Source organism: Parapedobacter sp. ISTM3, assembly GCF_016533505.1.
GTDB classification, from domain to species: domain Bacteria; phylum Bacteroidota; class Bacteroidia; order Sphingobacteriales; family Sphingobacteriaceae; genus Parapedobacter; species Parapedobacter luteus.
In genome coordinates, this window is sequence record NZ_JAENGN010000010.1 from 147,326 (window position 1) to 171,209 (window position 23,884).

17 protein-coding genes are annotated in these 23,884 nt (G+C 49.7%); 4 read left to right on the forward strand and 13 right to left on the reverse strand.

Features of this window, described 5'->3' with window-relative positions:
• Window positions 1-269 precede the first annotated feature (269 nt).
• On the reverse strand, window positions 270-1,472 hold the full coding sequence (locus JHJ32_RS14545; protein ID WP_200121433.1) for a FecR family protein: 1,203 nt from the start codon (window positions 1,470-1,472) through the stop codon (window positions 270-272).
• Window positions 1,473-1,530: 58 nt separating this feature from the next.
• Window positions 1,531-2,088, reverse strand: coding sequence for an RNA polymerase sigma factor (locus JHJ32_RS14550; protein ID WP_200121434.1), 558 nt, complete (start codon window positions 2,086-2,088; stop codon window positions 1,531-1,533).
• A 1,108-nt stretch (window positions 2,089-3,196) separates the two neighbouring features.
• Between JHJ32_RS14550 and JHJ32_RS14555 the strand changes: the two genes are divergently transcribed.
• Window positions 3,197-4,309 carry an ATP-binding protein gene (locus JHJ32_RS14555; RefSeq protein ID WP_233632669.1) on the forward strand — a complete coding sequence of 371 codons (1,113 nt, stop codon included), beginning with the start codon at window positions 3,197-3,199 and terminating at the stop codon, window positions 4,307-4,309.
• A gap of 17 nt (window positions 4,310-4,326) precedes the next feature.
• On the opposite strand, the gene JHJ32_RS14560 is transcribed toward JHJ32_RS14555, so the two are convergent.
• From JHJ32_RS14560 to JHJ32_RS14570, 3 genes are all read right to left on the reverse strand, one after another.
• On the reverse strand, window positions 4,327-6,690 hold the full coding sequence (locus JHJ32_RS14560) for an ABC transporter permease (RefSeq protein WP_200121436.1): 2,364 nt from the start codon (window positions 6,688-6,690) through the stop codon (window positions 4,327-4,329).
• Between the two features lie 359 nt (window positions 6,691-7,049).
• Complete coding sequence (locus JHJ32_RS14565) at window positions 7,050-7,259, reverse strand: DUF2683 family protein (protein WP_079717883.1); 210 nt, start codon at window positions 7,257-7,259, stop codon at window positions 7,050-7,052.
• Between the two features lie 302 nt (window positions 7,260-7,561).
• Window positions 7,562-9,322, reverse strand: a complete 1,761-nt coding sequence (locus tag JHJ32_RS14570; protein ID WP_200121437.1) for an SWIM zinc finger domain-containing protein — start codon at window positions 9,320-9,322, stop codon at window positions 7,562-7,564.
• A gap of 129 nt (window positions 9,323-9,451) precedes the next feature.
• Between JHJ32_RS14570 and JHJ32_RS14575 the strand changes: the two genes are divergently transcribed.
• The 3 genes from JHJ32_RS14575 to JHJ32_RS14585 all read left to right on the forward strand — a co-directional run bounded on the left by JHJ32_RS14575 (window position 9,452) and on the right by JHJ32_RS14585 (window position 10,632).
• Window positions 9,452-9,949 carry a DinB family protein gene (locus JHJ32_RS14575; RefSeq protein ID WP_200121458.1) on the forward strand — a complete coding sequence of 166 codons (498 nt, stop codon included), beginning with the start codon at window positions 9,452-9,454 and terminating at the stop codon, window positions 9,947-9,949.
• A gap of 165 nt (window positions 9,950-10,114) precedes the next feature.
• Window positions 10,115-10,351, forward strand: coding sequence for a hypothetical protein (locus tag JHJ32_RS14580; RefSeq protein ID WP_079717881.1), 237 nt, complete (start codon window positions 10,115-10,117; stop codon window positions 10,349-10,351).
• A 38-nt stretch (window positions 10,352-10,389) separates the two neighbouring features.
• The gene (locus tag JHJ32_RS14585) at window positions 10,390-10,632 is read left to right on the forward strand and encodes a type II toxin-antitoxin system RelE/ParE family toxin (protein ID WP_233632670.1); all 243 of its coding nucleotides are present in this window, start codon (window positions 10,390-10,392) and stop codon (window positions 10,630-10,632) included.
• 111 nt (window positions 10,633-10,743) lie between these two features.
• Here the strand turns inward: JHJ32_RS14585 and JHJ32_RS14590 are convergent, their stop codons facing one another.
• The 8 genes from JHJ32_RS14590 to JHJ32_RS14625 form a co-directional block, all read right to left on the reverse strand.
• On the reverse strand, window positions 10,744-11,364 hold the full coding sequence (locus tag JHJ32_RS14590) for a hypothetical protein (RefSeq protein ID WP_200121439.1): 621 nt from the start codon (window positions 11,362-11,364) through the stop codon (window positions 10,744-10,746).
• Between the two features lie 145 nt (window positions 11,365-11,509).
• Window positions 11,510-12,733 (reverse strand): DoxX family protein, encoded by a 1,224-nt coding sequence (locus JHJ32_RS14595; protein ID WP_200121440.1) that lies wholly within the window; start codon window positions 12,731-12,733, stop codon window positions 11,510-11,512.
• A 60-nt stretch (window positions 12,734-12,793) separates the two neighbouring features.
• Window positions 12,794-14,155 (reverse strand): Nramp family divalent metal transporter, encoded by a 1,362-nt coding sequence (locus JHJ32_RS14600; protein ID WP_200121441.1) that lies wholly within the window; start codon window positions 14,153-14,155, stop codon window positions 12,794-12,796.
• Window positions 14,156-14,273: 118 nt separating this feature from the next.
• On the reverse strand, window positions 14,274-15,173 hold the full coding sequence (locus tag JHJ32_RS14605; protein ID WP_200121442.1) for an AraC family transcriptional regulator: 900 nt from the start codon (window positions 15,171-15,173) through the stop codon (window positions 14,274-14,276).
• Between the two features lie 45 nt (window positions 15,174-15,218).
• Entirely contained in the window at window positions 15,219-16,022 is an 804-nt protein-coding gene (locus JHJ32_RS14610; protein WP_200121443.1) for an SDR family oxidoreductase, read from the reverse strand.
• A gap of 234 nt (window positions 16,023-16,256) precedes the next feature.
• Window positions 16,257-18,596 (reverse strand): ABC transporter permease, encoded by a 2,340-nt coding sequence (locus JHJ32_RS14615; RefSeq protein WP_233632671.1) that lies wholly within the window; start codon window positions 18,594-18,596, stop codon window positions 16,257-16,259.
• Window positions 18,597-18,798: 202 nt separating this feature from the next.
• On the reverse strand, window positions 18,799-21,159 hold the full coding sequence (locus JHJ32_RS14620) for an ABC transporter permease (protein ID WP_200121445.1): 2,361 nt from the start codon (window positions 21,157-21,159) through the stop codon (window positions 18,799-18,801).
• Between the two features lie 241 nt (window positions 21,160-21,400).
• Window positions 21,401-23,794, reverse strand: coding sequence for an ABC transporter permease (locus tag JHJ32_RS14625; RefSeq protein ID WP_200121446.1), 2,394 nt, complete (start codon window positions 23,792-23,794; stop codon window positions 21,401-21,403).
• Between the last annotated feature and the right edge of the window lie 90 nt (window positions 23,795-23,884).

Sequence of the window (23,884 nt, forward strand, 5' to 3'; positions counted from 1 at the left end):
TCACGAATAATAATCGGCTAGCCAATCGCCAAAATGGGCATTTGACACCTGGATAAAAAATCATAATTTTGTGGTGTTTGGTGTTATAATTTAACTGATTTCATTCAACTATCTCTATTAAAGTTGGTAGCGTTAACTAACACACAAACATTGCCGGATTGTGGTACCAACACTTTCCGGTTTTTTTGTATGTTAGTTTTACATTTCAAAAGGCTACGCTTTCTTCATTGTCATAGAACCTCCATTTTTAATGTAATACTTGTGTCAATTTAATCGAGTTTATATTTCTTTTGCGACTTGACTATGAGCTGTTTTCTATCGCCTGTTTGATGGACAGAAAAGTTTATATTTGCCTCTTTTAAAATTTCCAATGTAGCGGATAAGGGCAAATCTCGGCTAAAGCTGCCGTAAAATTGGGTTACGGGCACCTCTCCGTCGTAGACAACAGCTATATCATACCAACGCCCCAGTTGCTTCATCGCCTCCTGAAATTGCGCGCCACTAAAGACAAATTCTCCTTTTTTCCATCCCACATATGTCTCTACATTCACGCTTCGAATATGGATTCCGTCCCTACTAAAAGAACTTTGTTCGCTAGGCTTTAGCGATGTAACACGACTTCCGGTCCATAATTCTACAGAGCCTTCTACCAGTGTGGTTTTAACTTCCTCGTCATCAGGATAAGCCATCACATTAAACTCGGTGCCCAATACCTTTATCACTTGGTTTCCGGTTTCTACAAAAAAGGGGGTATTCGGATCAGGTTGTACGTCAAAATACCCTTCTCCTGAAAGCTTCACATACCGCGCCTCTTCGGAAAAGTGTAAAGGGTAGGTCAGCGTTGAAGATGCATTGAGCCAAACATTTGTGCCATCTTCTAACGTAACCCTATAGGTGCCGCCCGGCGGCGTAGTAATAGCTAATTCTGCCGCTCCGTCAGTGACATTAGATTGGCGCCATAACGGGGGTGCGTTTTTATCGTCAGTATAAGTTATAAGCTCTTTGCCAATAACAATACCAGTTTGTTCTTCACTCAAGGTAATCGTTCGGCCATCCGCTAACGTCAGTTTTGCACGATTCCCTCCCGGTGCGATATCGTGTGTTTCTAAATCAACGATTCTGGGAGCCTCTACAATGGGATTTCTGCCAACATACCAAATCGTGAAAAACATACCAATCAAAAGAACTGCAGCGCTCCATTGAATTGGTCGCTTACGATAAAAAGGGACGGTAGTGGGCTTATTCTTATGTTTTTGTATTTTAAAAAAAACTTGATTGAGCGATTTTTGGATAAGTGGATCACTAATTTCAGCATTTGAAAATCCATCGTTAGAAGCACTATCTAAAAGACGCTGAACAAACTCCTGGTCATGATCACTTTTAATATACTGTATCAGTCTTTTGACATCTTCCGCAGAACATTGGTTATGTCTGTATTTATAAAATAATTCGATTAATTCGTCTCTTTTCACAACGGCTTTTTATGTAATACACGGCACACACCGTAGTCATTACCTCCGTTGCGATTTTTTATGAAATAAGTGCTAACGAGACAGCGAGTAGGATGGTTTGCTGGGTGAGTCCTATGTGGCTTTTTATCGCCTTGGTTGCTTTAACGATGTGGGCGTTTACAACTGCGACGCTACAGCCGAACTCTTCAGCTACGGACTGATAACTGAGCCCTTGGATTTTGCAGCGAATATAGACTTCCTTTCGTCTAGGCGGGAGGCAATCTATGGCACGTTGTATCGCGTCTTTACTTTCACTGAAGTAAAGATGCTCTTCAACATGCTGATAGAGTTCTGAAGTTTGCGATGCGATATAAGCGGCGATTTGGGTTTCTAAGGAGGTCTTTCGGATAAAATTATAGACGGTATGCTTTGCTACGGTAAATAAAAAAGACTGGTAATTCTTTGCAGGATCGATAGTTGTGTGGCTTTGCCAGGCCTTAACGAACACTTCTTGCAGGACGTCTTCTGCTGATTCTTGGCTCTTGACTAACCTCAGGATATAGGTGAATACCCGCATGCTATATTTACGATAAATGATTTCAAATGCCCCCTCATCACCCTCCTTCAGTCTAAGCAATAGCGCTCTGTTATCGTCCGGCTCTTGAAATGCGGTCATAATGGAGTTTGGTTATCTCTATGAATATTCTATTTAACTGATTTAAGCTTTTAACAGTATTATACTCGCTATGTCAACAAACAAAAAACGCCATTGAGACCCCATCGCCTGAACTGAGCCGGCTGGGAAGCCTTGTCTGTTGGTAGGAATAAATGGCATAATGCAACTTTCTTTTTCCTGTTTTTGTAAGTTGTGTACTTGCAGTTCATTAGATTCTAATTGTTGTTAGTCTACCCTAAATGTCTTTTGGACTGCTTGTCTTTAACGAAAAAGAGTTGAACCACTTCGAAGATAAATCCTCAAAACCATTCTATCTACAAAATAATGAAAAACGAAATCACTGAATTAAGGTGGTTAACTTGATTTTTGACGATACATTTGTTTATAATTGCTGCGTGAGTATTCTGGCGGTAAATATTGATAAAAAAAATGAGAAATCATTAAAACTTTAGATCAATTATTCTAAACAGGGCTATTTGATTGGTAGTTATCGCCGAGAGCTTGAATCATCCTACGTGTTGACATACGCCATCCAAACGTCTGATCCCGAGGCGTTCAAATTGGTGCTGACTGCACATTACCGAGATGGAAACGTGTCTAATGAACCTCCCTGAATATTGACAATCGTTAGGTTTTTTTCATCCGTAATGTCAGCCGTATCGCCCCGGGTGACGGGAAGGCCGATGGCGGGCGAGACTTTTGTACAGTTCTTACTTCCACCCGTTGTCCGTAACCGGCGATAACCTGTACATCCTGATGTCCACGTGGATGCCGGATAAGTCTTTTTTGATAAAGGCTGAATTGGCAGATATGGGTAATTTTCAGATTAATGTCCGCTTCTGTGAAAAAATAATCTGCTTGATTTTCCAACGCAGTCGCAACTTGTATGGACCAAGTGAGGCTGCCGCGGTTGCTCGGATTTTTTTTAATCAGCGGATGTTGTAATTACTCAATGTATTGAGTAATTTTACTCATTATATTGAGTTAATTCCAAGATATGTTTGAAAGGCCTTATTTACAAGTGCTTAAATCAAGGATAAATGAGCCGCGCAGGTTTATTCAAGTGATTATGGGGCCGCGTCAGGTAGGAAAAACGACACTGGTCAGTCAATTGACGACAGGATACACGTACCCCTTTCATTTTGTTACGGCCGATGCGGTGCCGGCTGCAGGCATCACTTGGCTGGAGCAACAATGGGAGGCTGCGAGGTTAATGATGCTTCAACAGGAAGCTGACGAGTTTTTATTAGTCATTGATGAGATTCAGAAAGTGTCAAACTGGAGTGAGACGGTCAAACTACTATGGGATACGGATACCCGTGAGCAACGGAATATCAAGGTAATCCTGTTGGGGTCTTCTCGGCTCTTATTACAACAAGGCCTGACAGAATCGTTGGCGGGTAGGTTTGAAACGTCTTACCTTGGCCACTGGTCTTTTGGGGAGATGCAGGATGCATTTGGTTGGGATGCATCGACCTATGTATGGTTCGGCGGGTATCCGGGTGCTGCTGTGCTGACCGATGACGAGGATCGTTGGAAACGGTATGTGCACGATTCGCTGATTGAGACAAGCATTTCACGGGACATTCTGATGTTGACCCGCGTGGATAAGCCCGCCTTAATGAAACGGCTGTTTGAACTTGGATGTCTGTATTCCGGAAAAATTATGGCCTATTCCAAGATCTTGGGGCAGCTCGTCGATGCCGGTAACACGACGACTTTGGCACACTACTTGGACTTGCTGAATACGGCTGGTTTGCTCGGCGGCTTGGAGAAGTTTGATCCAAAACTGATCCGTAAGCGGTCGTCCAGCCCCAAATTCCAGGTACACAATACGGCCCTAATCAGTGCGCAGCGGGACGAACAGTTTGGCGAAGTCCGCCAGCTTCCGGATAAATGGGGACATATGGTCGAATCGGCCGTGGGTACCCATTTGATCAATAGCGCCTATTCAGGAGGTTATAACGTACATTATTGGCGGGAGGGTGGTCACGAAGTTGACTTTGTGTTGGAACGTCGTGGGAAAGTGATTGGAATCGAAGTTAAAAGCGGTAAAACGCAAACAGGGACGAGTATGCCTGCATTCCGGAAAGCCGTTAATCCGGATAAAGTCTTGCTGGTGGGTGCTTCTGGTATTCCATGGGAAGCGTTTTTGGCGATAAATCCAGCTGAGTTATTTTGAAGGCCGGCGGCCGAACTTCACTCATCCCTCAAACATTCCACCGGATTGGCCGTCGCCGCCCGCACTGCCTGTCCGCATACGGTAAGCAGCGTAATCACCACGGCTGCCACACCTGCCGCAGCGAACATCCACCACTGGATATCGATGCGGTAAGCAAAATTCTCCAGCCATTTATCCATCGCCCACCATGCAATGGGGCAGGCCGTGGCTACGGCCACTAACACCAGCATCACAAAATCTTTGGACAGCAGGCTCACGATGCCTCGCACGGACGCGCCCAGTACTTTTCGGATACCGATTTCCTTTGTACGCCTGGCCGTCATCATTGACACCAGCCCGTATAGACCAAGGCAGGCGATCAGGATAGCCAAAGCCGTGAAACAACTAAATAGGTACATCGTAACGGTGTCTTTGCGGTATTGAGCGGCATAGGCCTCATCCAGAAACGTGTAGTCAAATACCTTGTCGGGGAATAAACGCTGCCATAGCAATTTTACCTTCGGAAGGTTGCTGGGCGATATTTTTACGGAGATAAACCACGGGGCGCCGGTGTGGTAAATCATCGCCAGCGGTTCTACGAGGTTATGCATCGATTTGTAAAAGAAGTTTTCGACCACTCCGACTACTTTCCCCTTACGGTCAAACCCTTCCACGGGCTGGCCAATCGCGCTGGCGTTGGACCATCCCATGGCATGTACAAACGCTTCATTCACAAGAAAGGCGGCCTCTCTGTCGGTCGGGAGACTATCTGATAAATTTCTGCCTTCCAGCAACTGGACCTGGAAAAAGGGAATGAAATCGGCATCGATAAAGAAATAATTGCAGAACAGATGACGTTGCTCCCCATTATTGCTGGCCAAGGTGGTTGCCAGCGCCACATCTTCGCCTTGCACACCGTTTCCTGATGTGATGGATTGTACCGCGGGCAGTTGGCAGAGCGCTTCGTAAAAGCCATTCACGTTACTTCGGTCCACGTCATCTGTAGGAACGCGTATGCTGACCACTTGGTTGGTGTTGAACGCTTGGTTGGCATTCGCGATGTATTGCACCTGCTGGTGTACCACCAACGTGCCGATGGTCAATACGATTGCGGCAGCAAACTGTACGACCACGGTACCCTTACGCAACGATATCCCTTTTAAACTGATTTTCCTGTTTCCTTTCAGCACATCAACGGGGCGGTAGCCAGCCAGTGCGAACGCTGGGTAAAGCGATGTGAAAAAGGTGGTTGCGATAAATGTTCCAGCTAAAAACACGGCATGATCTTGCCAATGGAAGGAGAGTTGCGTGCCCAGCAACAAATTGACATAAGGAATGGACAGCAGCATAAGCCCGATAGCCACTGCCCATGCCACCCCAATCAGTAAAAATGATTCGATTACAAATTGGCGGACGAGCTCCAGCGGACGTGCACCGGCAACCTTACGGATGCCTACTTCTTTTCCTCGTTCCGACGCTTTCGCCGTAGCCAGGTTGATATAGTTCAGGAGTGCAATCACTAGGATGACAAGCGCCAACACCGAAAATACGTAGTTGAATTGTTTGTTGCCTTTGGGCGTGTCCAGTAGTTTGCCTTTGCTGAAATGCACGTCAGCGAGTGATTCCACGAGGAAGCGGGCATGGTAGTCTACGGCGCCCATCTCGTCCAGCTCAGGCTGTACATATTGCTTGGCCAATCGTTGCACTTTTTGTTCAAATCCCCGCAGGTCAAGCTTTTCGTTAAAAAGCACAAACGTATACACCGGAAAATCATCTTCCATCCAACTGGTCACTTCCGAGAAGTTGGCCGAAAGCAGCCCCTCAATGCGGATATCGGAGTTAGCGGGCAGGTCGGCCACCACAGCCGTGACGTGCAGGGGCTGTTGGCCGGATACCAGGACGTTTCCCACGGCTTCTTCCGCTGAGCCGAAATACTTCTTTGCTATACGCTCGGTGATGACAAGCTGATTGGGCTTGGTCAGGGCATCTTTTTCAGCTCCGGCTATGACCGAAAAGGAAAAGATCGAGAAGATACTTTGGTCGGCTTGGTAAAAACCCGCTTCGGTAATCAGCTCGTTTTTGTAGGTTACCGTGGCGGGCGACGTTTCGAGGCGTACGACGTTTTCCACCTCCGGATATTCCCGCAACAGAGCGTCTGCAAGGGGATAAGGAGTAGTCGCAAGTGACAGGTTGTCCGATTCGGGCGTGTGCAGCGTGGTTGTTATCCGTGCAATCCGCTCGCAGTGTTCGTTGTGCTGGTCGTAGGTCAGTTCATAGCGTACAAACAAGAAAATCAGCAGGCAGGCAGCTACCCCTGTGGACAGGCCTACAATATGGATGAGCGAATGTAGCTTGTGCTTGTATAAGTTTCGCCAAGCGATTATGAGGTAGTTCCTGATCATACATACAAATCTACCCGGTAAATCGATGCGTAGATGTTAAAAAGTGTGAAGCTGCACGTCTTGGCTTGGCTTCGGAGCTCAGACTGGACTTGTACGGCACTCCTACTGGACTTGAACTGGACTCGTACTGGCCGCGCCAGTACGAGTCCAGTTCAAGTCCAGTAGGAGCTCGCTCGGAGTTAGCATCAAGCTCCGTAGCTATACGTGGATGTGAATGAACAGAACGCCCTGGCCATTCAGGGTGGTGTATCAATTAATTGTGATGATAGTGAATCGTACGTATCCTCCGCCTCGGGAGTAAATCGGAGTGTGTATTGCATTAGGTTGGTTTAGTATTAGTTCAAGCTAGCTTGTTGACCTTATCGTTTCAAAAAATGTTTCTTTTTGAACGCCTCCAGTCCAATGGTTCTGCCTTGGGCAGCTTGCTCCATTCCTCTATCGATGCTGGCCATAACATGATCCGGCAATGTACTGAACTGCGGTTCGAAAGGAACCTTCAACGCCTTCAAAACTGATTTAACGGTCTTGAGTTGTTCGGCATTTTCCGGATGAATCATAATTGCCTCCATATTCCATTGCTTTAGCACGAAGCTACTAAAAATTAAATGACTCACCGTCTAATTGATGTGACTTTTTCGGTGCAAATCCGCTCCACAATTTCTTTCATCCGCGTCACCTTTTCAATAAGTTCCTGCAATTAATTTACCAACAGCTTGTAGTCAATTCTGTCGGTATCGGGATAGATGAGCAAGCCATCAACCCCAAGAATCGGTAAACATCATGATCTGCCCATGCCGTGATGCATGATACCGGTGGTACATCGTCGCCATCGACTATTCGTTGCGCATGGGTTGTCTGTGGCGGTCCCTCATCAACCGATGGCGGATAGCAGTTTCACCAGTTCATCCTGCAAGGCCCTGCGGAAACTGTAACGTCGGTACAGCACCTGCACCAGCTCGGCTATGCGGGGCTTCCCTGCGGGGATGTCTTCAGCTACTTTCAACATGAGACCCACTAACTGCTGATATTGACGGCGGTTACCGGCCTGGTCGGCAAACTCCTCCAATTGGTGGATGTAGAGTTCCAAGAGCTCGTCCGGATACCACGGCAGCAAAGCTTCATGGTATTCGGTGGTGGTATCCAGGCGGTTTTCCTGCTGCACGGCAAGCAGGAGGCGGTCCCAGTATTCCTCCTCAATAAAAATACGGCCCAGCGGGATGAGCAGCAGCGGGGCTTCCGTGCGGTAATGCGCGGGCATGGCCATCCACTGTTCGGTAGCCTTCCGGGTCACCGCTTCGATATGTTCGTTGATAACCGCCGTCCACTCATCGGGCGGGTAGGTTGCCTTCCATGCGTGGTAGTGCTCGGGCGATAGCCCGCGGCCGTCCAGCGCGAGTTTCTTGGCCTGCTGGCGGATGGCGGGCAGATCGTTTTCCAATTGGGCTACCCGGAGCAGCTGCTTTTCCCAGATAGACGTCACGCCGGGATGCCGTGCAGCCTCAGCCAACGCGATGCCTTCGGCTATCAATGCCTTGGCTTGCTTGAAGTCGTTTGTCGCCAGTACCCGTTCGAGCTTTCTCACCCGCACGGCAGGTAAGTTCAGGTGTTCATTGAGCAGCCGCTCAGCCTCACTCGCTTGGCCAATTTCCGTCAGGTAATCTATTTTTGCCGTTAGTAGGAAAGACCGCAAGTAATCCGTTATGTAACCCGCAGCCAGCGGCAATTGTTCGTCCACATGCCCCAGGAAAGCGTCATGCTCACCAAACAGTAAGGCCAGTTGTTTGAATACCTCGAATGCCCGGGGATAGAAATCGCCGTACTCGTGGTAAATGGGGTTGCGCAGTTCCTGATTCACCAGGCGGAAAAGCTCCTGTTTGAGGTCGATGGGCGCCAAGGGCGATGCCGAAAGGCTTTCCAGTAAGTCGAGCAACAGGTGAATAGCCGTGCCGAGGTAACCGCTGGAATCATCGCTTTTCGTGATGGCACCCATTGCCGCTGGCAGGGTCCCTGATACCAAAGCGTACGCATCGCGCATATTCCCTCTTTCCAGCAACTGCTTCCCGTCCGAGGCGAGTTTGCCCAGTTCCTTGGCCAGTCTGCCGGATGCCCGGTAGTCGATGAACCCCCGGCGGGTGTATTTCTGGACGATTTTTTTTGCTGCGTCCGCGTAGTGCTGGCCTGCATCCACGCTGCCTTCGCGGCCAGCGAAATACAATTCAAAATCCGCTTTGAACCCCTTTTGGCGGGCGGCATAGTCCAGCACAAACTGGCGGAACTCTTCCAGGCTGACATCCTGCACCAGCTTTTTGAGGTTCCGGCGCTTCTTGGGGGCTGTGGTTTTTTGGCTGCGTTCCCCGGCGGCGATACCTTTTTGCCTGCGGAGCTCAAGCCATACCGCAACCTTATGCCTGCACAATTTGTTTCCGTCGGCGCATTGGCATTCATGGACGGCGATGGCATCGCCCCGCAAAATAATATCCACCTGATAGACATCCTGGTCGCGGACCAAGGCCAGCCACGCACCCTGTTCGTATTCGACCAGTTCATCGAAATCATCCCGTTGAGCGATCAGCCTTCCGGCTTTTAACGCAGCTTTGGTTACCTTATCCTCAAAATTTGCTAACGTCAGCATGGTTTTCCTTCTTGGGGAGGCAAGATACTGAAATAATCCGAACTGGTTTAAATTTGCTGTTTCGCGCTGCCATAGGGCTGTCAGTGGAGGTGGGTAGATTTGCCTCAATAACAACAAACATGTATGAAGATGGATATCATTAAAGAACTGTTGACCGAACTGGAAACCGAAGGAGCGATAACCCGCAAGATGCTGGCACTCGTGCCGGAAGATCGATTCGATTGGGCTCCGCACCCCAAAAGCATGACACTGAAACAATTGGCTACGCATTTGGCCGAAATTCCTTCATGGTATGCGCTGGCCGTGGATCAGGACGAGCTGGATTTCAATGAGGGAGCCTATCAGCCTACCTCCATTGCCAATACCACCGAGTTATTGGCTTTGTTCGAAAAATCCTATCAAGCCGGAAAGGCCGCGCTGCAACGCTTGCCGGAAGCTGCGCTTGACAAACCTTGGGTGATGCGTGGCGGGGACGCCGTGTACCTGGATACCACGAAGTACGGGATGGTTCGCCACGCCTTTGCCCAAACCATTCACCACCGGGCGCAACTGGGCGTTTTTTTGCGCCTCTTGGATATCCCCATACCGGGAAGCTATGGGCCAAGTGCAGATGAGATGGAACAATAGCCATTTTACGGTTTGACAATTTTGTACTATATTTCCTCTATAAAAGCTGTCTCTCAATGGCAGAGGAGAGACCGATAAATTCCTTTTATATGCAATGCGATTAAATTGCATATAAGAAGGAATTTATCTAAGTTTGTGTTGGATAGGTAATAAACGTTTTTCGTTATGAGTACGCTGGAATTAAAGGATATGTTGATTCATCGGATTGCTGAGATCGACGACGTACAGTTTCTTGAAGCCATTAAAACTATTTTGGATGCGAAAACGGAAACCCAAGCAATCAACCTTATCCAAGCGCAGGTGCAGGAAATCCAAGCTTCCCGCGAGGATATCGCGGGAGGCCGGTTTGTTGACCAGGATGACTTGGATACCGAATACGATGCATGGCGAAAAAGAAGATAATATGGTCGCATAAGGCGCGGAGGAAACTCTTCGAAATCATGGAGTTTTATGCCGAACGGAGCCAAAGTACAGCCTACTCGACAAAACTCTATAAGCTTTTCACTAAAAACACCCGTTTACTGCTCAAACATCCACAACTGGGAATCAAGACTTCTATTGAAGGTGTTAGGGGATTGATTGTTTCTGACTACATTCTCTTTTATGAATTCATCGACGATGCAGTTGTCATCCATACATTGTGGCCTTGCAAGCAAAATCCGGAAGATCTGGTGATTAAATAGATGTTGAACTGGACAAACAGCTAACCGAATTACATAGCAAATGCAGTGGAATATCTGATTGATACCTCTGCGGCAATCAAACCTCAAAGGGACTTTTCCTGAGGCGGCCGCCTAATCAATCGCCGTAATTGACCGGATGGAGATACCGGTGAAGCAATCATCCATGCAGCCATTTGGCCAGAAGCCTGCTGAGGAAATCAAACCATCGTTTTTCGCTTCGAAAGATACCGAAGCATCGGCACGTTTTTTCAGCCACTCGGTCCGCGCCATGTGGTAGACCTCGTCGAGCGTCTGGATGCCGCTCGCCGGTGTCCGTTCGTGCGTACCCAGCTCAAACTCGGTTTCCGTCCACTGCAGCGCCTGATGGAATGGCTCGCCTTCCCGTTCAACGAAATCGTCCGCGGATAGGCCCAACTGGGTCAGAAGTTCCTCCACGGGCATGGTCGCCCAGCCACCCTCCGGCATACGCACATCATTGAAAACGGTGTAGTGGAAATCCCGCTGTACCACCCGGCCTTGCCTGACGGTAATGGAGGTAAGCCACGATGAGCCCGCCCATGTGCCGCCAGATACCTCGTAGCGGTATGTGTTGCCCGATGCGGTCTTGAAGGCTAACCATGCCTCATAGCTCCGTTCGAAACGATTTTCGTGTTCGATTTGGCCCTTCTCGCATGAAGCACATAGGAAAAGGCCGACAATGATGGTCAGGAAGATAGCTGTTCTCTTGGTCATTTGGTATGCGTTTGTTTGATATACCTATAAACGCAGTGCGGCACGCGTTTGCTACAGCAGCCTTGCTTTTTTGCCGCGATGCGTTGCTGCTGAAAAATCAGCTAACTGGCGTTAGGGCCTGGCCGAGTTGATATTCCCGGCCGGCTTACCAATTTGGCGGGTAGTCATTTATCCAATGGAAGCCGCGATTGATAAGCGAGTAATCCTTTTTTTGCTTCCGCAGACTTTTAATGTAAATGTCCCGGCCTTCGAAACGTCCCGTAAACGTGGCGGAATCCTGTTGGAAGCTATATACCAACCCTCCCGCGTGTTTGCCGTTCCTGTATAGGGAGATGGTTTTCGTCAGTGTGTCGGTTTTCGTTTCCAAGTATTTCCGGTTGCCGGCATTGTCCAGGTAGTTGAAGTGGTGGTTTGACGAAATGAGTATTTTGCTCCAGCCCAGCGTGTCCGTTTCCGGCCGGTGCTGCAGGATGGAGTCACCATCCAGCACAAAGGTGTCAATGAGGTAAGCCCCCTCATGGGGCACCCGCTCTTTTTTTAGCGTATACCACATTTGCACACAACTCAGTACAATGCTGCCGCAGATAAAAGCATACTTGATGACCCGCGTGGTGACCAATTTCCAGCGCTTCTGGGGTCTGTAAAGCGCATAGGGGAGACGGGTTGGTCTATGAAACACAAAAAAGTCGATAAGCGGCTTCAAGTCGTAAGACAAGATGAATAAACACAGGAAGATGATGTGCGACGAAAAAATCTTGACCGGCACATCATAGAAGAAGTTCAAAAACGCTACATTCAGCATCACGATCATGCTGAAAAGCGCGCCCAATGTTTTGGTCCGCCGCCAGAACAAGAGCACGCCTCCTGTCAACTCCAGGAGGCCGGAAACAACCGTGTAAGACCTGGAGACGCCCATAAATGTCCACACGAGCCCCATGGGCGACATGTCGCCTACTTTCTGTTCAAGCCTAAAATATCCCGGCGAAGCAAATTGCCCCTCGAATACTTTGGCAAAGCCATAAACCACCATGGTGTACGCAACGAAATACCGCGCAATCACTATGGTAAACTGGTAGAGTTCATCGAAATTGTCCTTGCGCCGCTTGATCGCCGACACAGCCATAGCGATGATCAACGAGAAAATGACGCAGCATATGATGACCACATAATCGTACAACGTATCGCCACTGCCCGTACGGTGTATTTTTTCGACTTTTTCCAGCCCCAGTATGGCCATCCCGAACCATTCGATGAATCGCTCGAAAAAGCCGAACGAAAAAGAAAATTGGGAGGTGGCAATGAAGAGAAAGACGTAGTTCACTAACCAAAGTTGGGTGATTTTTGATAGGAGTGATCGGCGCTTGGTCATGTATTTCCGATTTTATTTACTAAAATAAAAAAATACACGAACATACGGCTGGTTTGGCTGCTAAAAGAAGTCAACCACCTGGATGATGGCAAGCGCACTGTAAAAGAGTCCGGCGCATAGGAGGATACCGGATGACAGTGCACTGGGCTGGCAGATTTTAGGAAGCAGCTTTTTGTTGAGGTAAAAGGTGAAAAAGACAATGACCGGAATCTGTATCGCGGAGATGATTCCGGCAAGCGAGAGGATTTTTACCGGGTCGCGTTCAATGATGTAAATCAGCAAAGGTATCACCATGCCGACGGTGACAATGAAAAATTTACTGACATTATTACGGTTGGAAAGGTAGTTGTTCGGCCGTTGGAAAAGCAAACGGGCTGCATCGGAAAACATCCTTCCACCACCATCCTGATTGGCAAGAATGCTGCTGCCCAGCGCTATGGCAACGCAGACCAAAAAGGCCCAATAGCCTGCCGGGCCCCAGACGCCTTCGAGCGACTGCGTAAGTTTTTCAACGACATCCGCCCCTTCGGGAAGGTCATCCTCGCTGGCGAGCAATTCGGCACCCAATATCATGAAAGCGACGTTTACCAAGGTGCCCAACAGGATCCCGGTTCCGCTGGTGAGGCCAAGCGATCGCATCCATAGCGTTACTTTCGCCAATTTTTCCCGGTCATCATCCACGTCTTCGTTGACCTCGACCGTCTCTGAGCGGTCGTTGGGCGTGCCCCCGAATTCTTTGTCCCCTACCCAATAAGAATACCATAAGATGCCCGAGGCTCCGGCTAAAAAGAATCCCACCCACGGCATGACGAAGGTCATTTCAAAATCGTCCGGGATCGAGGGGGCCAATCCGGCTGCCAAGTCGCCGGGCGATGACAATACGCGGATGGCGGTGACTGCTGAAATGACTATCAGCAGGGCTGCGAGGATTATCGCTCCCTTTTCCACCGCCGAGTATGAGCCGCTTAATACCAATAGACCGCAGCCGATGATAAAAATAAGCGCATAAACCATGATATCCGTTTCCCATATCATGGCTAATACGCTCCCCAGCAGCGCAGCCGCTCCGGCGACAACCAAAGGCACCAAGGCCAGCTGCGGCACGTTCATCAACCAGATTCCCCATTTGTTCCCCCTGGGGAGATCTTGCAGCCCATTCGTAATGCTTCTGCCGCTCACCACGGTAAACCGCCCGACTTCCCGGATGATGAAGAAGAGCGCTACAGCAACCAGGATAGACATCCAGAGCAATGAATATTCGTACCGTGCGGCGATGCGCGGTGTAAAAAGGATTTGTCCGGTGCCGATGGACGAAACCATCCAGATGATTCCCGGCCCGAGCATTTTGGCCTTTCCTTTGCCCGTCGGCGGGTCGTGCACGTCGTTGCGAAGTATGTTCTGCTGAGCGTATTGTCCTTTCATGTACAGGAAAGGATAACAGCACTGCCGCGTAAAGGTTTTGCTTTAGCGGCATCACGAAGATTCGGTCGGATTAACTCCCGCTGATGAGGAGCTGGTGACGGCTTCCGTAATGAATTTATCAGTTAAATGATTGGCGGTAAGCGAGCGGGGTCTGGTCGGTTTTGCTTTTGAACAGTTTGCTGAACGATTGCGGATATTCAAACCCCAGCTGATAGGCGATTTCGCTTACTGACAATTCGGTGGTCGTGAGAATGTCTTTGGCGTGTTCGATCAATTTGTTGTGGATCAGCTGCTGCGCGGTCTGTCCGGTGAGCCGCTTCAGGCAGTCGCTCAAGTATTTGGTGGATCGGTTCAATCTGGCCGCCAGGTAACTGGCGGTTGGCAATGTGCCATCAGTTGCATTGCTGAAATGGTCATCCAATATCCGCTCGACTTTACTCAGCAGCTCGTTGGCGTTTGTGCTTCTGGTAATGAATTGCCGGTGGTAAAAGCGGTTGCAATAGGTGAGAAGAAGTTCGATGCCCGCCAGCACGACTTCCCGGCTGAACTGATCGATGGGCAAGCGGTACTCTTTTTCAATCTGCCCGAAAATCGTCTCGATAGTTTGCTGTTCGTCTTCTGAGAGGATCAACGCCTCATTGACGTTGTAATCAAAAAAACCGTAAGACTTCATTTTGGTCGCTAAGGGATGCATCCGTAGAAAGTCCGGATGAATGGACAATTGCCATCCCGACGTGGCGAACGCGAAATCCTTGTCGATGATGTACACCTGCCGGGGAGCAAAGCAGGCTATCACACCTTCGTCAAAGTCGAACGGGGTTTGACCGTATTGCATTTTGCAGGGACATGCTTTCTTCATCGTTATTTGGTATAGCCCCGTCATCAGCCGGGTGCGGCGGTTGGTTTCAATCTTCCGCAAGTCTTCAAAACGGACGATGCTGAACAGCGGGTGCTTCGACTTGCTGATACCGGAGAGTTGGTGAAGCTGGTTGATTGATTGGAGGTGTAAGGTATCCATGGGGCGAGTATTTTTTACAGGCGCTGAGCGCATCAAAGTTATATATTATTTTCCCGTTCTTTTGCGATACGATCTGGCGAAGCCCCTTGCGACGATCGCATTAGGCAGCAGTGCCGAAAGGTTGGCGGCAAGGCGATTCATCCTGCCGGATACGATGACGTGCTTTTTTCGATCCAATGCCCGGATCGCCTCGTCGGCCACTTGTTCCGGCGTTTGCGTCGTGCTGCTGTATTCGATGTTCAATCCTTTGCTCTTCTCGTTGTTTTCGATGCCTGCCGCTCGATTGAAATTGGTCCGGGTCAGTCCAGGGCATAGCAGCATCACGTGGATGCCGTATGGCTTGCACTCTTCCGTGATGGCTTGGGTAAACGAACGTACGAAGGCCTTGCTTGCGGCATACGTGGCCATGTAGGGAAATGGGATAAATGCCGCCATGGACGCCACGTTGATGATGGTTCCGCTACCGCGCGCTTGCATCGGCAGTAGGAAGAGGTGCGTCATCGCGACCAGCGACGCGTTGTTCAACTGCAACAAGGCAAGTTCGTCCTTTAATAGAAGTTCGGAAAACGCTCCCCCCGAACCAATGCCGGCATTGTTGATCAGCATGTCTACTTCGAGGCCCCGTGCCTGAGCCTCCTCAAATACCTGTTGTGGTGCTCCTGCTTTTGAGAGGTCGGCAGCAATGTATTGGGCCGATATTCCGTACGCTTGGGCAAACTGCCTGCATTGCTGTTCGAGCTTTCCGGCATTCCGGGCTACAAGCAACAGGTTGTGTTTCCGTGCAGCCAGTCTGCTGGCCAATGCTTCGCCGATTCCACCCGAAGCACCTGTAATCAATGTGACGTTCATCTTTTGAGTGCGTTAAAAACCATTGTTGCAAAGTTGCGTTGCCCCCATGGTATAAACGTATTCAAAAGTCGGTTGTTTGTATCCAGAAGTCTGGTATGCTTTCGGATAGCCGTCAAAACGCCATGCCTTACTCATCCCTCAGACTATCCACCGGATTGGCTACAGCCGCCCGGATGGCCTGCCGGCGGATCTTCGTTTACAAAAAGGTAAAATTATATACCTTTATTCCATCAATTACTCATCCCGAAGCGAGTCAACAGGATTGGCCCGTGCGGCTTTCAATGCCTGGAATCCCACGGTGGCCAATGCGATGCCGAATGTCACAACGGCCGCCGATACGAACACCCACCAGTCTAGCGTAGTTTTGTAAGCAAAGTCTTGCAGCCATTGGCTCATCGCCAGGTAGCTGAGGGGGATAACGATGCACGTGGCGATGAGTACCGGCCGTAGCAGTCCCTTGGTAAGCAACACGACAATGCCGCTTGCCGATGAGCCCAGTACCTTCCTCACGCCGATTTCCTTGAAACGTTTCACGGCAGTGAAGGAAGCCAGCCCAAACAGCCCTAGGCAGGCTATGAAAATTGCCAAGCCCGCAAAAATGGTCAGTAGCCGTTGTTGCCTCAGGTCGTTCCTGTACAGCTCGTCGAACTGCTGGTCGAGAAATTCGTATACAAAGGGGTATCCCGGCGCAGCGCGTTCATACGCCTCCTTAATCGTAGCCAAGTTTTGCGCGATGTTCCCTCGGGTCGTCTTGACCAGCGCCACGCGATGATCGGGCATAGGAGCAATGACCAGCGGTTCGATGTTTTCTTTGAGCGACAGGAAGTTGAAGTCTTCCACCACGCCCACTACCTGTCTGCGTTCACTGTCACGTACGGTATTCCTCATCCATTTGCCGAGGGCTTGTTCCGGGGTCCATCCTAAACTCGCAGCAGCCGTACGGTTGATCAGCACGGCTGCGGTGCTGTCCGTAGCGTATTCGGGAGAAAAATCCCGGCCGGCGATGACGGTCAAGTCCAGTGTTTCCACAAATTCGAAATCAGTGAATTCGGATCGGCTGTGCCATTTTTCGGCCCGGCCCTCCACTTCAAACATCTGCCCATCGAAATAGCCACCGGGTTCACCAGACATGAGGGAAACCGAAGTCACCGAGCTTGCTCTTTCAAGGGTGTTTTTGAATAGGTTCCGGTTTCTATAAAAGTCGTCATTGTCGATGCGCAGGATAACGGTTTGCTCAGCATGATAGCCGAGCTCTTTGTTTTTGATATAGTGCAGTTGCTTCGCGATAACAAGGGTGCCGATGATGAGGAAAATCGAGATAGAGAACTGGAATATAACCAATCCCTCCCGGAATACCACACCGCTCTTTCCGACGCGCAGTTTGCCTTTGAGCGCCTGTATGGGCGAAAAAGAGGAAAGAAAAAAGGCAGGATAGCCACCGGCCAGGAGGCCGACAACGAACACTACGCCGATAAGAAACGTCCAAATAGGCCAAGATGCCCACTGAACGGTCAGCGGATAGCCCAGCAGCAGGTTATAGCCAGGCATCAACAGCCATAGCAAAACCACCGACAGTACGCAAGAAATGAGGGTCAGGAATACCGATTCCCCGATAAATTGCCAAGCGAGCCCGTTGCGCATAGCCCCCAACACTTTCCGTAGGCCAACTTCCTTGGACCGATCGACTGACCGAACGACGGAAAGGTTTACGTAATTAATGCAACCGATCAGCAAAATCAAGAGGGCGACGGAAATGAAGATGTAAACCACCGTTTTGTCGCCATGCTTTGCTTCGTCAAAAGTGGAACGTTCAAAATAAACATCCTTCAGCGGTGTAAGCGAAAGCGAAAACCGATAACCGTATTCCCGCATGTTTTCTCCCATGTATTTCTCCATGAACTGAGGGAACCGGCTTTCGAGTTGGGCTTCCGTGGCCCCTGGTGCAAGCCTTATGTATGTATACAGCCCGTTGTTGATCCACACGTTCATGACGCCCGCATCATGGTAATTTGCCAAAGGAACAAGGAGGTCGAATTCGAGATGCGAATTGGACGGCACATCTCCGGCAACGGCGGTGACCGTCAGCGGGAGGGACTTGTCGAGCTCAATCAACTGGCCCATTGCCTCATCCGCGCTTCCGAAATACTTCTTGGCCGTGCTTTCTGTGAGTACGACGCTGGAGGGGTTACTGAGGGCCGTCGCTGCATCGCCCAGTATCAGCGGGAAAGAAAACAGGTTGAAAAAATTGGAATCGACACCGTAGATCCGCCGCTCCCGGAACGAGCGGTCATCAATGGTGACCAGGCCTTTTGTTGGGGCCACCCGCACAGCTTCTTCGATTTCATCGCCGAAATCATTCAGCAAAGCCGGCGCATACGGCCCCGAAAGGTAAGCCACGCTCGTTTCGCGTCCGTCCATCGCCATCCCTCGCATTACGCGGTAAATCCGGTCATTATTGGCGTGGAACCGGTCTACACTGAATTCGTTTACGATATAAACGAAAATCATCAGGCACACGGTAATGCCGATGGTCAGGCCGAGAATGTTGATGAAAGAAAATCCTTTTTTCTTCATCAAATTGCGCCAAGTGATTTTTAGATAAGTCGTTATCATTTCTTTTGTTTCAATGTCATCAATCCTTTATCTTCGTCTTTTTTCTCTGCACCAAGCTCAACTTTTCCTTTCCCTCTACGCTTTTAAGCCCGTTGCAGCCAAGGCCTAGGAGACGTTAGCGAAGCGCCACCGATCCAGTCGTGGCTGCAATGGGCTTAAAACACTATTCATCCCTCAGACTATCCACCGGATTGGCTACAGCCGCTTGGATGGCCTGCCAGCTAATCGTAAACAAGGCAATGCCTACAGCCAGTATCCCTGCGATGCCAAACATCCACCACTCGATGTCTATGCGGTAGACAAAATCTTCCAGCCAATTATTCATCGCCCACCACGCGATGGGCGAAGCAATGACCACGGCTATCAGCACGAGTTTGACAAAGTCTTTTGACAGTAGACCCACAATGCCTGACACCGATGCACCCAGCACCTTGCGGATGCCAATTTCCTTGGTGCGTGTTTCCGCAATGTAGGATGAAAGACCTAATAGGCCCAAACAGGAAATCGAAATAGCCAGTAATGAAAAGATAAAAGACAACGACGCCATCTGTTCCTGATCCTTGAATTTCTCGGCATACCGCTGATCGACAAAATGGTAGCTGAAAGGATACGCCGGATTGAATCTTTTCAAGATACCTTCGATGGTTTGAAGGTTCTCTTGCATGGAGCGATGCTCATCTGTGCGAACAACCATGTTGAGCATCCAGTTTTTAGAAGCAGACACCAACAAGGGCGTCACATCGCGGTAAGGAGAGCCACTGATGAAATCATTGAATACGCCTACAATGGTATGGCTGGTGTTACCCCATTTTAGGTATTTCCCAATGGGATTTTCAAGCCCCATGGTCCTAATGGCAGCTTCGTTTAGCATCACGGAACTGCTATCTGCCGGTAAACGGGCAAGGTCCAGATCGCGGCCATCGACGAGCGTCAAACCTAAGGTTTTAACGAAGTCGCTTTCGGCGCGGAAAAGCTCAAAGGACATGTTTTTTTCCTGTTCGGGCGTGGCGCCTTCCCATGAAAAACTACCGCTGGAGGACGACGCATTCATCGTGATTGACCATCCCGTGCGTGTCACTCCTGTGGCAGCCCCGCTACGCAGCAGTTCAACTTTTATCGCTTCGTAGTTCTTAAGGGCGTCCCCTTCTATCGGGATTTCGAGCAGTTGGGACGTCGTATAACCAACATTGCGCTCACTGGCGTGGCGGATTTGAAGGCGTATGATCAGCGTGGCCACAATCAGTACTACAGCGATACCAAACTGCAGGACCACCAATAACTCACGCAGATTCAGTATGTAGTTGTTCTTTTTTGCAATACCCTTTAACGTTTTGATCGGCTGGAATGATGAGAGGAAGCATGCGGGATAAATCCCAGCCAACAATCCCGTGCCAAGGACAAAACCCAGCAGGCTTAACCATAGGAATGGGCTGGCACCCGCGAAAGAAAGCGGTTTGTCCAATAGCTGGTTGAACAGTGGTATTGCCATAAAAGCAAATACAACGGCAAGTATTCCGGCTATGATGGCGATCATGACGGATTCCGTCAGAAACTGTCCGATAAGGTTGATTTTTCCGGCTCCCACGACCTTGCGTACGCCAACCTCTTTGGCTCTTTTCTGGCTTCTCGCTGTACTTAGATTGACGAAGTTAATGCAGGCGATAAGCAATATCAACAAACCTATTGCTACGACCAGGCGGACTTCTTCGATTTTCCCGCCAACCGGAACACCATTCTCAAAGCGGGAATAAAGATGCATCTTGGACATCGGATAAAGGAATATGGAACTGAACTCCCGATCCGGTGCATGCTTACGGACAAGCGGCGCTATCTTGTCGTTGAAAGCGTCTGCATCCGTGCCAGCACGCAATCGTATGTACGTGTAGTATGTATTTGTATTCCAGTTGTTTCGGTATATGTTTGTCTTCTCGAGGGGTATCAGGTAGGTGAAATCGAAATCGGTATGGCTAGGGAGATCTTGAAGCACAGCGGTAACTTTATAAGGCTCTTCGTCATCCAGCCTTACGACTTTTTCAAGTGGGTCATCATCGCCGAATAAGCTTTTAGCCAGTTGCTGTGTCAGGACAATGCTATTTTGGCCATCCAACGCGTTTATCACCGTGCCACTGGCCAACGGAAAACCAAATAGCTGCAAAAAGGAAGGATCGACCTCATTTCCTTTGGATTTGATGCGCTTATCGCCGTAGGCGAAAAGGCGGTCAGTGGACCAATACATGCGTGCGGCGTATTCCACTTCGGGATATTCTTCTTTTAACGCAACAGCAGCAGGTCCGGCTGTAACGTCATAAACACTTACATTTCCCTCTTCCGCATAGCGATTCCACAGTTTATAGATGTCGCTCTTATGTGGATAAAAGTTGTCATATTGCAGCTGGTTCTGCACCCATAGCGTGATGATGAGTACGGCCGCCATGCCGATTGCCAGTCCGACAATATTGGTGGCGGAATAGCGCTTGTTTTTCCAAAGATTTCGCCACGCAGTTTTAAAATAGTTCTTTATCATTTTTTTCTTTCGCTTTGTACCTTACTGCCGAAAAACACTTCACTGACATTACTCGTTCCAAACTCCTCCTTCCATCCCCGCTGTTTTTACCCGTTGCAGCAAGGGCCTGGGAGAGTTAGTGGAAGCGCCACTGATCCCGTCGTTCCCTTTCCCTCTACGGTTTTAAGCCCATTGCAGCCAGGGCCCGGGAGAGTTAGCGAAGCGCCACGGATCCAGTCGTGGCTGCAATGTGCTTAAAACACTATTCATCCCTCAGACTATCCACCGGATTCGAGGTTGCAGCCTGCACCGCCTGCCAGCTAATCGTAAACAAGGCAATGCCCACAGCCAGTATCCCTGCGATGCCAAACATCCACCAGGCGATGTCGATCCGATAGGCAAAATCCTCCAGCCAATTGTTCATGGCCCACCACGCGATGGGCGAAGCAATGATCACGGCTATCAATACCAGCTTGACGAAGTCCTTGGACAGCAGTGCCACGATGCCCGACACCGATGCACCCAGTACCTTACGGATGCCGATCTCCTTCCGCTTCTGTTGCACGGTATAGGCAGAAAGCCCAAACAGCCCCAAGCAGGCCAATAAAATCGTAATGAGGGCAAACGTTTGGAAAACCTTGCCAATACGCAGTTCGCTTGCGTAAAGATTGGTGTACGCCTCGTCCATAAACTGATAGCTAAATGGCCGGTGTGGAGCAAGCTCGCGCCACTTGGCTTCCAAAAACGAAAGGGTACCTGCCAGGTTGTTGCCCGCGGTCTTAATGATCAGCGTATTGGACCAGCCGCCGGGAAACAACACCAACGGTTCAATGGGTGTATGCAACGAAGCAAAATGGAAATCCCGTACCACGCCCTTTACTTCCCCCGGTCGGGACGGATCGAGGAAAAGCCGCTTACCGATGGCTTCTTCTGCCGACCAGCCCATTTGCCGGGCGGCCGATTCATTGAGGATGTAATGGAAATAACTTTTGGAATCATCCTTCGGAGCGGCGTCTTTTATATCCTGCATGGTAAGGTCTTCCCCGGCTATCAGCTCCAGGCCGGTGGCCCGTATGTATTCCTCGTCAATTGGGTTGGCCGTTACGGCGACGGCCTGCTCAGGCGTCATGTTGCCGCTGTACATGGAATAACCTCCGCGAATGTTGACCGGTGTTTCGTAAGCAAACGAAGTGGCCAGCACATTGGGATGCTGTTTGAGCTCGGCCTTGACCAACTCCATTTTCTCCAGTATTTTCTGGTCAGCGCGCAGGATGACGACATGCTCGCGGTCATAGCCAAGTTTTTTCTGTTGAATATACTGCAGCTGTCCCTGCATGATGAGGGTGGCAATAATCAGGAATACCGAAATCACAAACTGGAAGACAATCAACGACTGCTTGAGCCACACACCTGAGCCGGTACGGTGGAATGCACCCTTCAGCACCCGGATGGATTGGAAGCCGGAAAGCACGAATGCCGGATAGCTTCCCGCCAAGAGCGAAATGCAAAGCACCATGGCCACCATGCTCGCTATGATCGCAGGCTGGAACAATGCGGTAAACGCGAGGCTTCTGTCAGCAAGCGCATTGAATGCCGGTAAAGCCAGTCCTACGACGCCGATGCTCAGCAGCAATGCCAGGGTTGTCAGTAAGGCAGACTCTCCGATAAATTGCCCGAACAGCTGGTGTCGGTAAGCTCCGGCTACTTTACGTATACCGACCTCCTTCGCCCGTTCCAGCGAACGTGCTGTGCTCAGGTTGATGTAGGTAAAGCAGGCAATCAATAAAATAAGCAATGCGACACCGCCGGCGATATACAAGTACATGATGTTGCTAGTGGGTTCAAAACCATCATGTGGCGAGTAGAGGTGGACTCGCGTATAAGGCTCCAGTTCGAAATTGAGGGAAACGCTTGCCTCGCTGGCCATCTCCTGTTTCATGAATGCACTGATCTTCTGCTGCAGCGGGGCGAAGGACGACGGGCCATTCAGGAGCAGGTAAGTGGTATAATTGGCATTCCAATACGTTTCCTCCTGCGCCGGGCCAAGGCTGGAAAAGGAGGCCAGAAAGTCAAACTTAATCTGCGAGTTAGAAGGGCAATCTTCGGCTACGCCCGAGACCAGGTAATCCATTTGGCTGGGGCCCACCTGAATAGTCTTTCCCACAGGATCCGCGTCTTTAAAATAGCGCTTGGCCGTAGCGGCTGAAAGCACCACCTTGTTCGGTGCATTCAGGACATCTTCGGGCGTCCCTTCCTTGAGCGGGAAGGACGAAAACACGGAAAAAAAGGTGGAATCGGCAAAAAGAAAGCGGGTTTCATTGTATAAATCATCGCTGACCTTGACCAGCGCGTTGCCGCCGGACATCCGGACACCGCTTTCCACTTCCGGAAATTGCCGTTTAAAGGCCGGTAACACCTTCGTACTGGTATAATTCCCCTTGCGTGGCTCGGTGTCGCCGATGCGGTATTCCATAATGACGCGGGCTATGCGGTCGCCATTCTCCTGAAATTTGTCGTAGCTCAACTCATGCTGGATGTAGAGCACCATGAGCAGGCAGCAGCTCATTCCTGTGATCAGCCCTACGAGATTGATGGTGGTGGCGCTTTTGTTTTTCCAAAGGTTGCGCCAAGCGATTTTGATGTAATTCTTTATCATTTTTAGCGGTCTGTTATCGTTAAAAATAGTTAATTTTTATCCTTCATCCTTGTCCCTTCTTCCTTGTTTTTGCTTGCTGCAGCCAGCGAA

What these genes read in the sequence shown, in the direction of transcription:
- JHJ32_RS14555 (WP_233632669.1), top strand. Translation starts at nt 3,197, where the DNA reads ATGGGGCCGCGTCAGGTAGGAAAAACGACACTGGTCAGTCAATTGACG.
- JHJ32_RS14560 (WP_200121436.1), bottom strand. Translation starts at nt 6,690, where the DNA reads ATGATCAGGAACTACCTCATAATCGCTTGGCGAAACTTATACAAGCAC.
- JHJ32_RS14565 (WP_079717883.1), bottom strand. Translation starts at nt 7,259, where the DNA reads ATGGAGGCAATTATGATTCATCCGGAAAATGCCGAACAACTCAAGACC.
- JHJ32_RS14570 (WP_200121437.1), bottom strand. Translation starts at nt 9,322, where the DNA reads ATGCTGACGTTAGCAAATTTTGAGGATAAGGTAACCAAAGCTGCGTTA.
- JHJ32_RS14575 (WP_200121458.1), top strand. Translation starts at nt 9,452, where the DNA reads ATGGATATCATTAAAGAACTGTTGACCGAACTGGAAACCGAAGGAGCG.
- JHJ32_RS14580 (WP_079717881.1), top strand. Translation starts at nt 10,115, where the DNA reads ATGAGTACGCTGGAATTAAAGGATATGTTGATTCATCGGATTGCTGAG.
- JHJ32_RS14585 (WP_233632670.1), top strand. Translation starts at nt 10,390, where the DNA reads ATGGAGTTTTATGCCGAACGGAGCCAAAGTACAGCCTACTCGACAAAA.
- JHJ32_RS14590 (WP_200121439.1), bottom strand. Translation starts at nt 11,364, where the DNA reads ATGACCAAGAGAACAGCTATCTTCCTGACCATCATTGTCGGCCTTTTC.
- JHJ32_RS14595 (WP_200121440.1), bottom strand. Translation starts at nt 12,733, where the DNA reads ATGACCAAGCGCCGATCACTCCTATCAAAAATCACCCAACTTTGGTTA.
- JHJ32_RS14600 (WP_200121441.1), bottom strand. Translation starts at nt 14,155, where the DNA reads ATGAAAGGACAATACGCTCAGCAGAACATACTTCGCAACGACGTGCAC.
- JHJ32_RS14605 (WP_200121442.1), bottom strand. Translation starts at nt 15,173, where the DNA reads ATGGATACCTTACACCTCCAATCAATCAACCAGCTTCACCAACTCTCC.
- JHJ32_RS14610 (WP_200121443.1), bottom strand. Translation starts at nt 16,022, where the DNA reads ATGAACGTCACATTGATTACAGGTGCTTCGGGTGGAATCGGCGAAGCA.
- JHJ32_RS14615 (WP_233632671.1), bottom strand. Translation starts at nt 18,596, where the DNA reads ATGAAGAAAAAAGGATTTTCTTTCATCAACATTCTCGGCCTGACCATC.
- JHJ32_RS14620 (WP_200121445.1), bottom strand. Translation starts at nt 21,159, where the DNA reads ATGATAAAGAACTATTTTAAAACTGCGTGGCGAAATCTTTGGAAAAAC.
- JHJ32_RS14625 (WP_200121446.1), bottom strand. Translation starts at nt 23,794, where the DNA reads ATGATAAAGAATTACATCAAAATCGCTTGGCGCAACCTTTGGAAAAAC.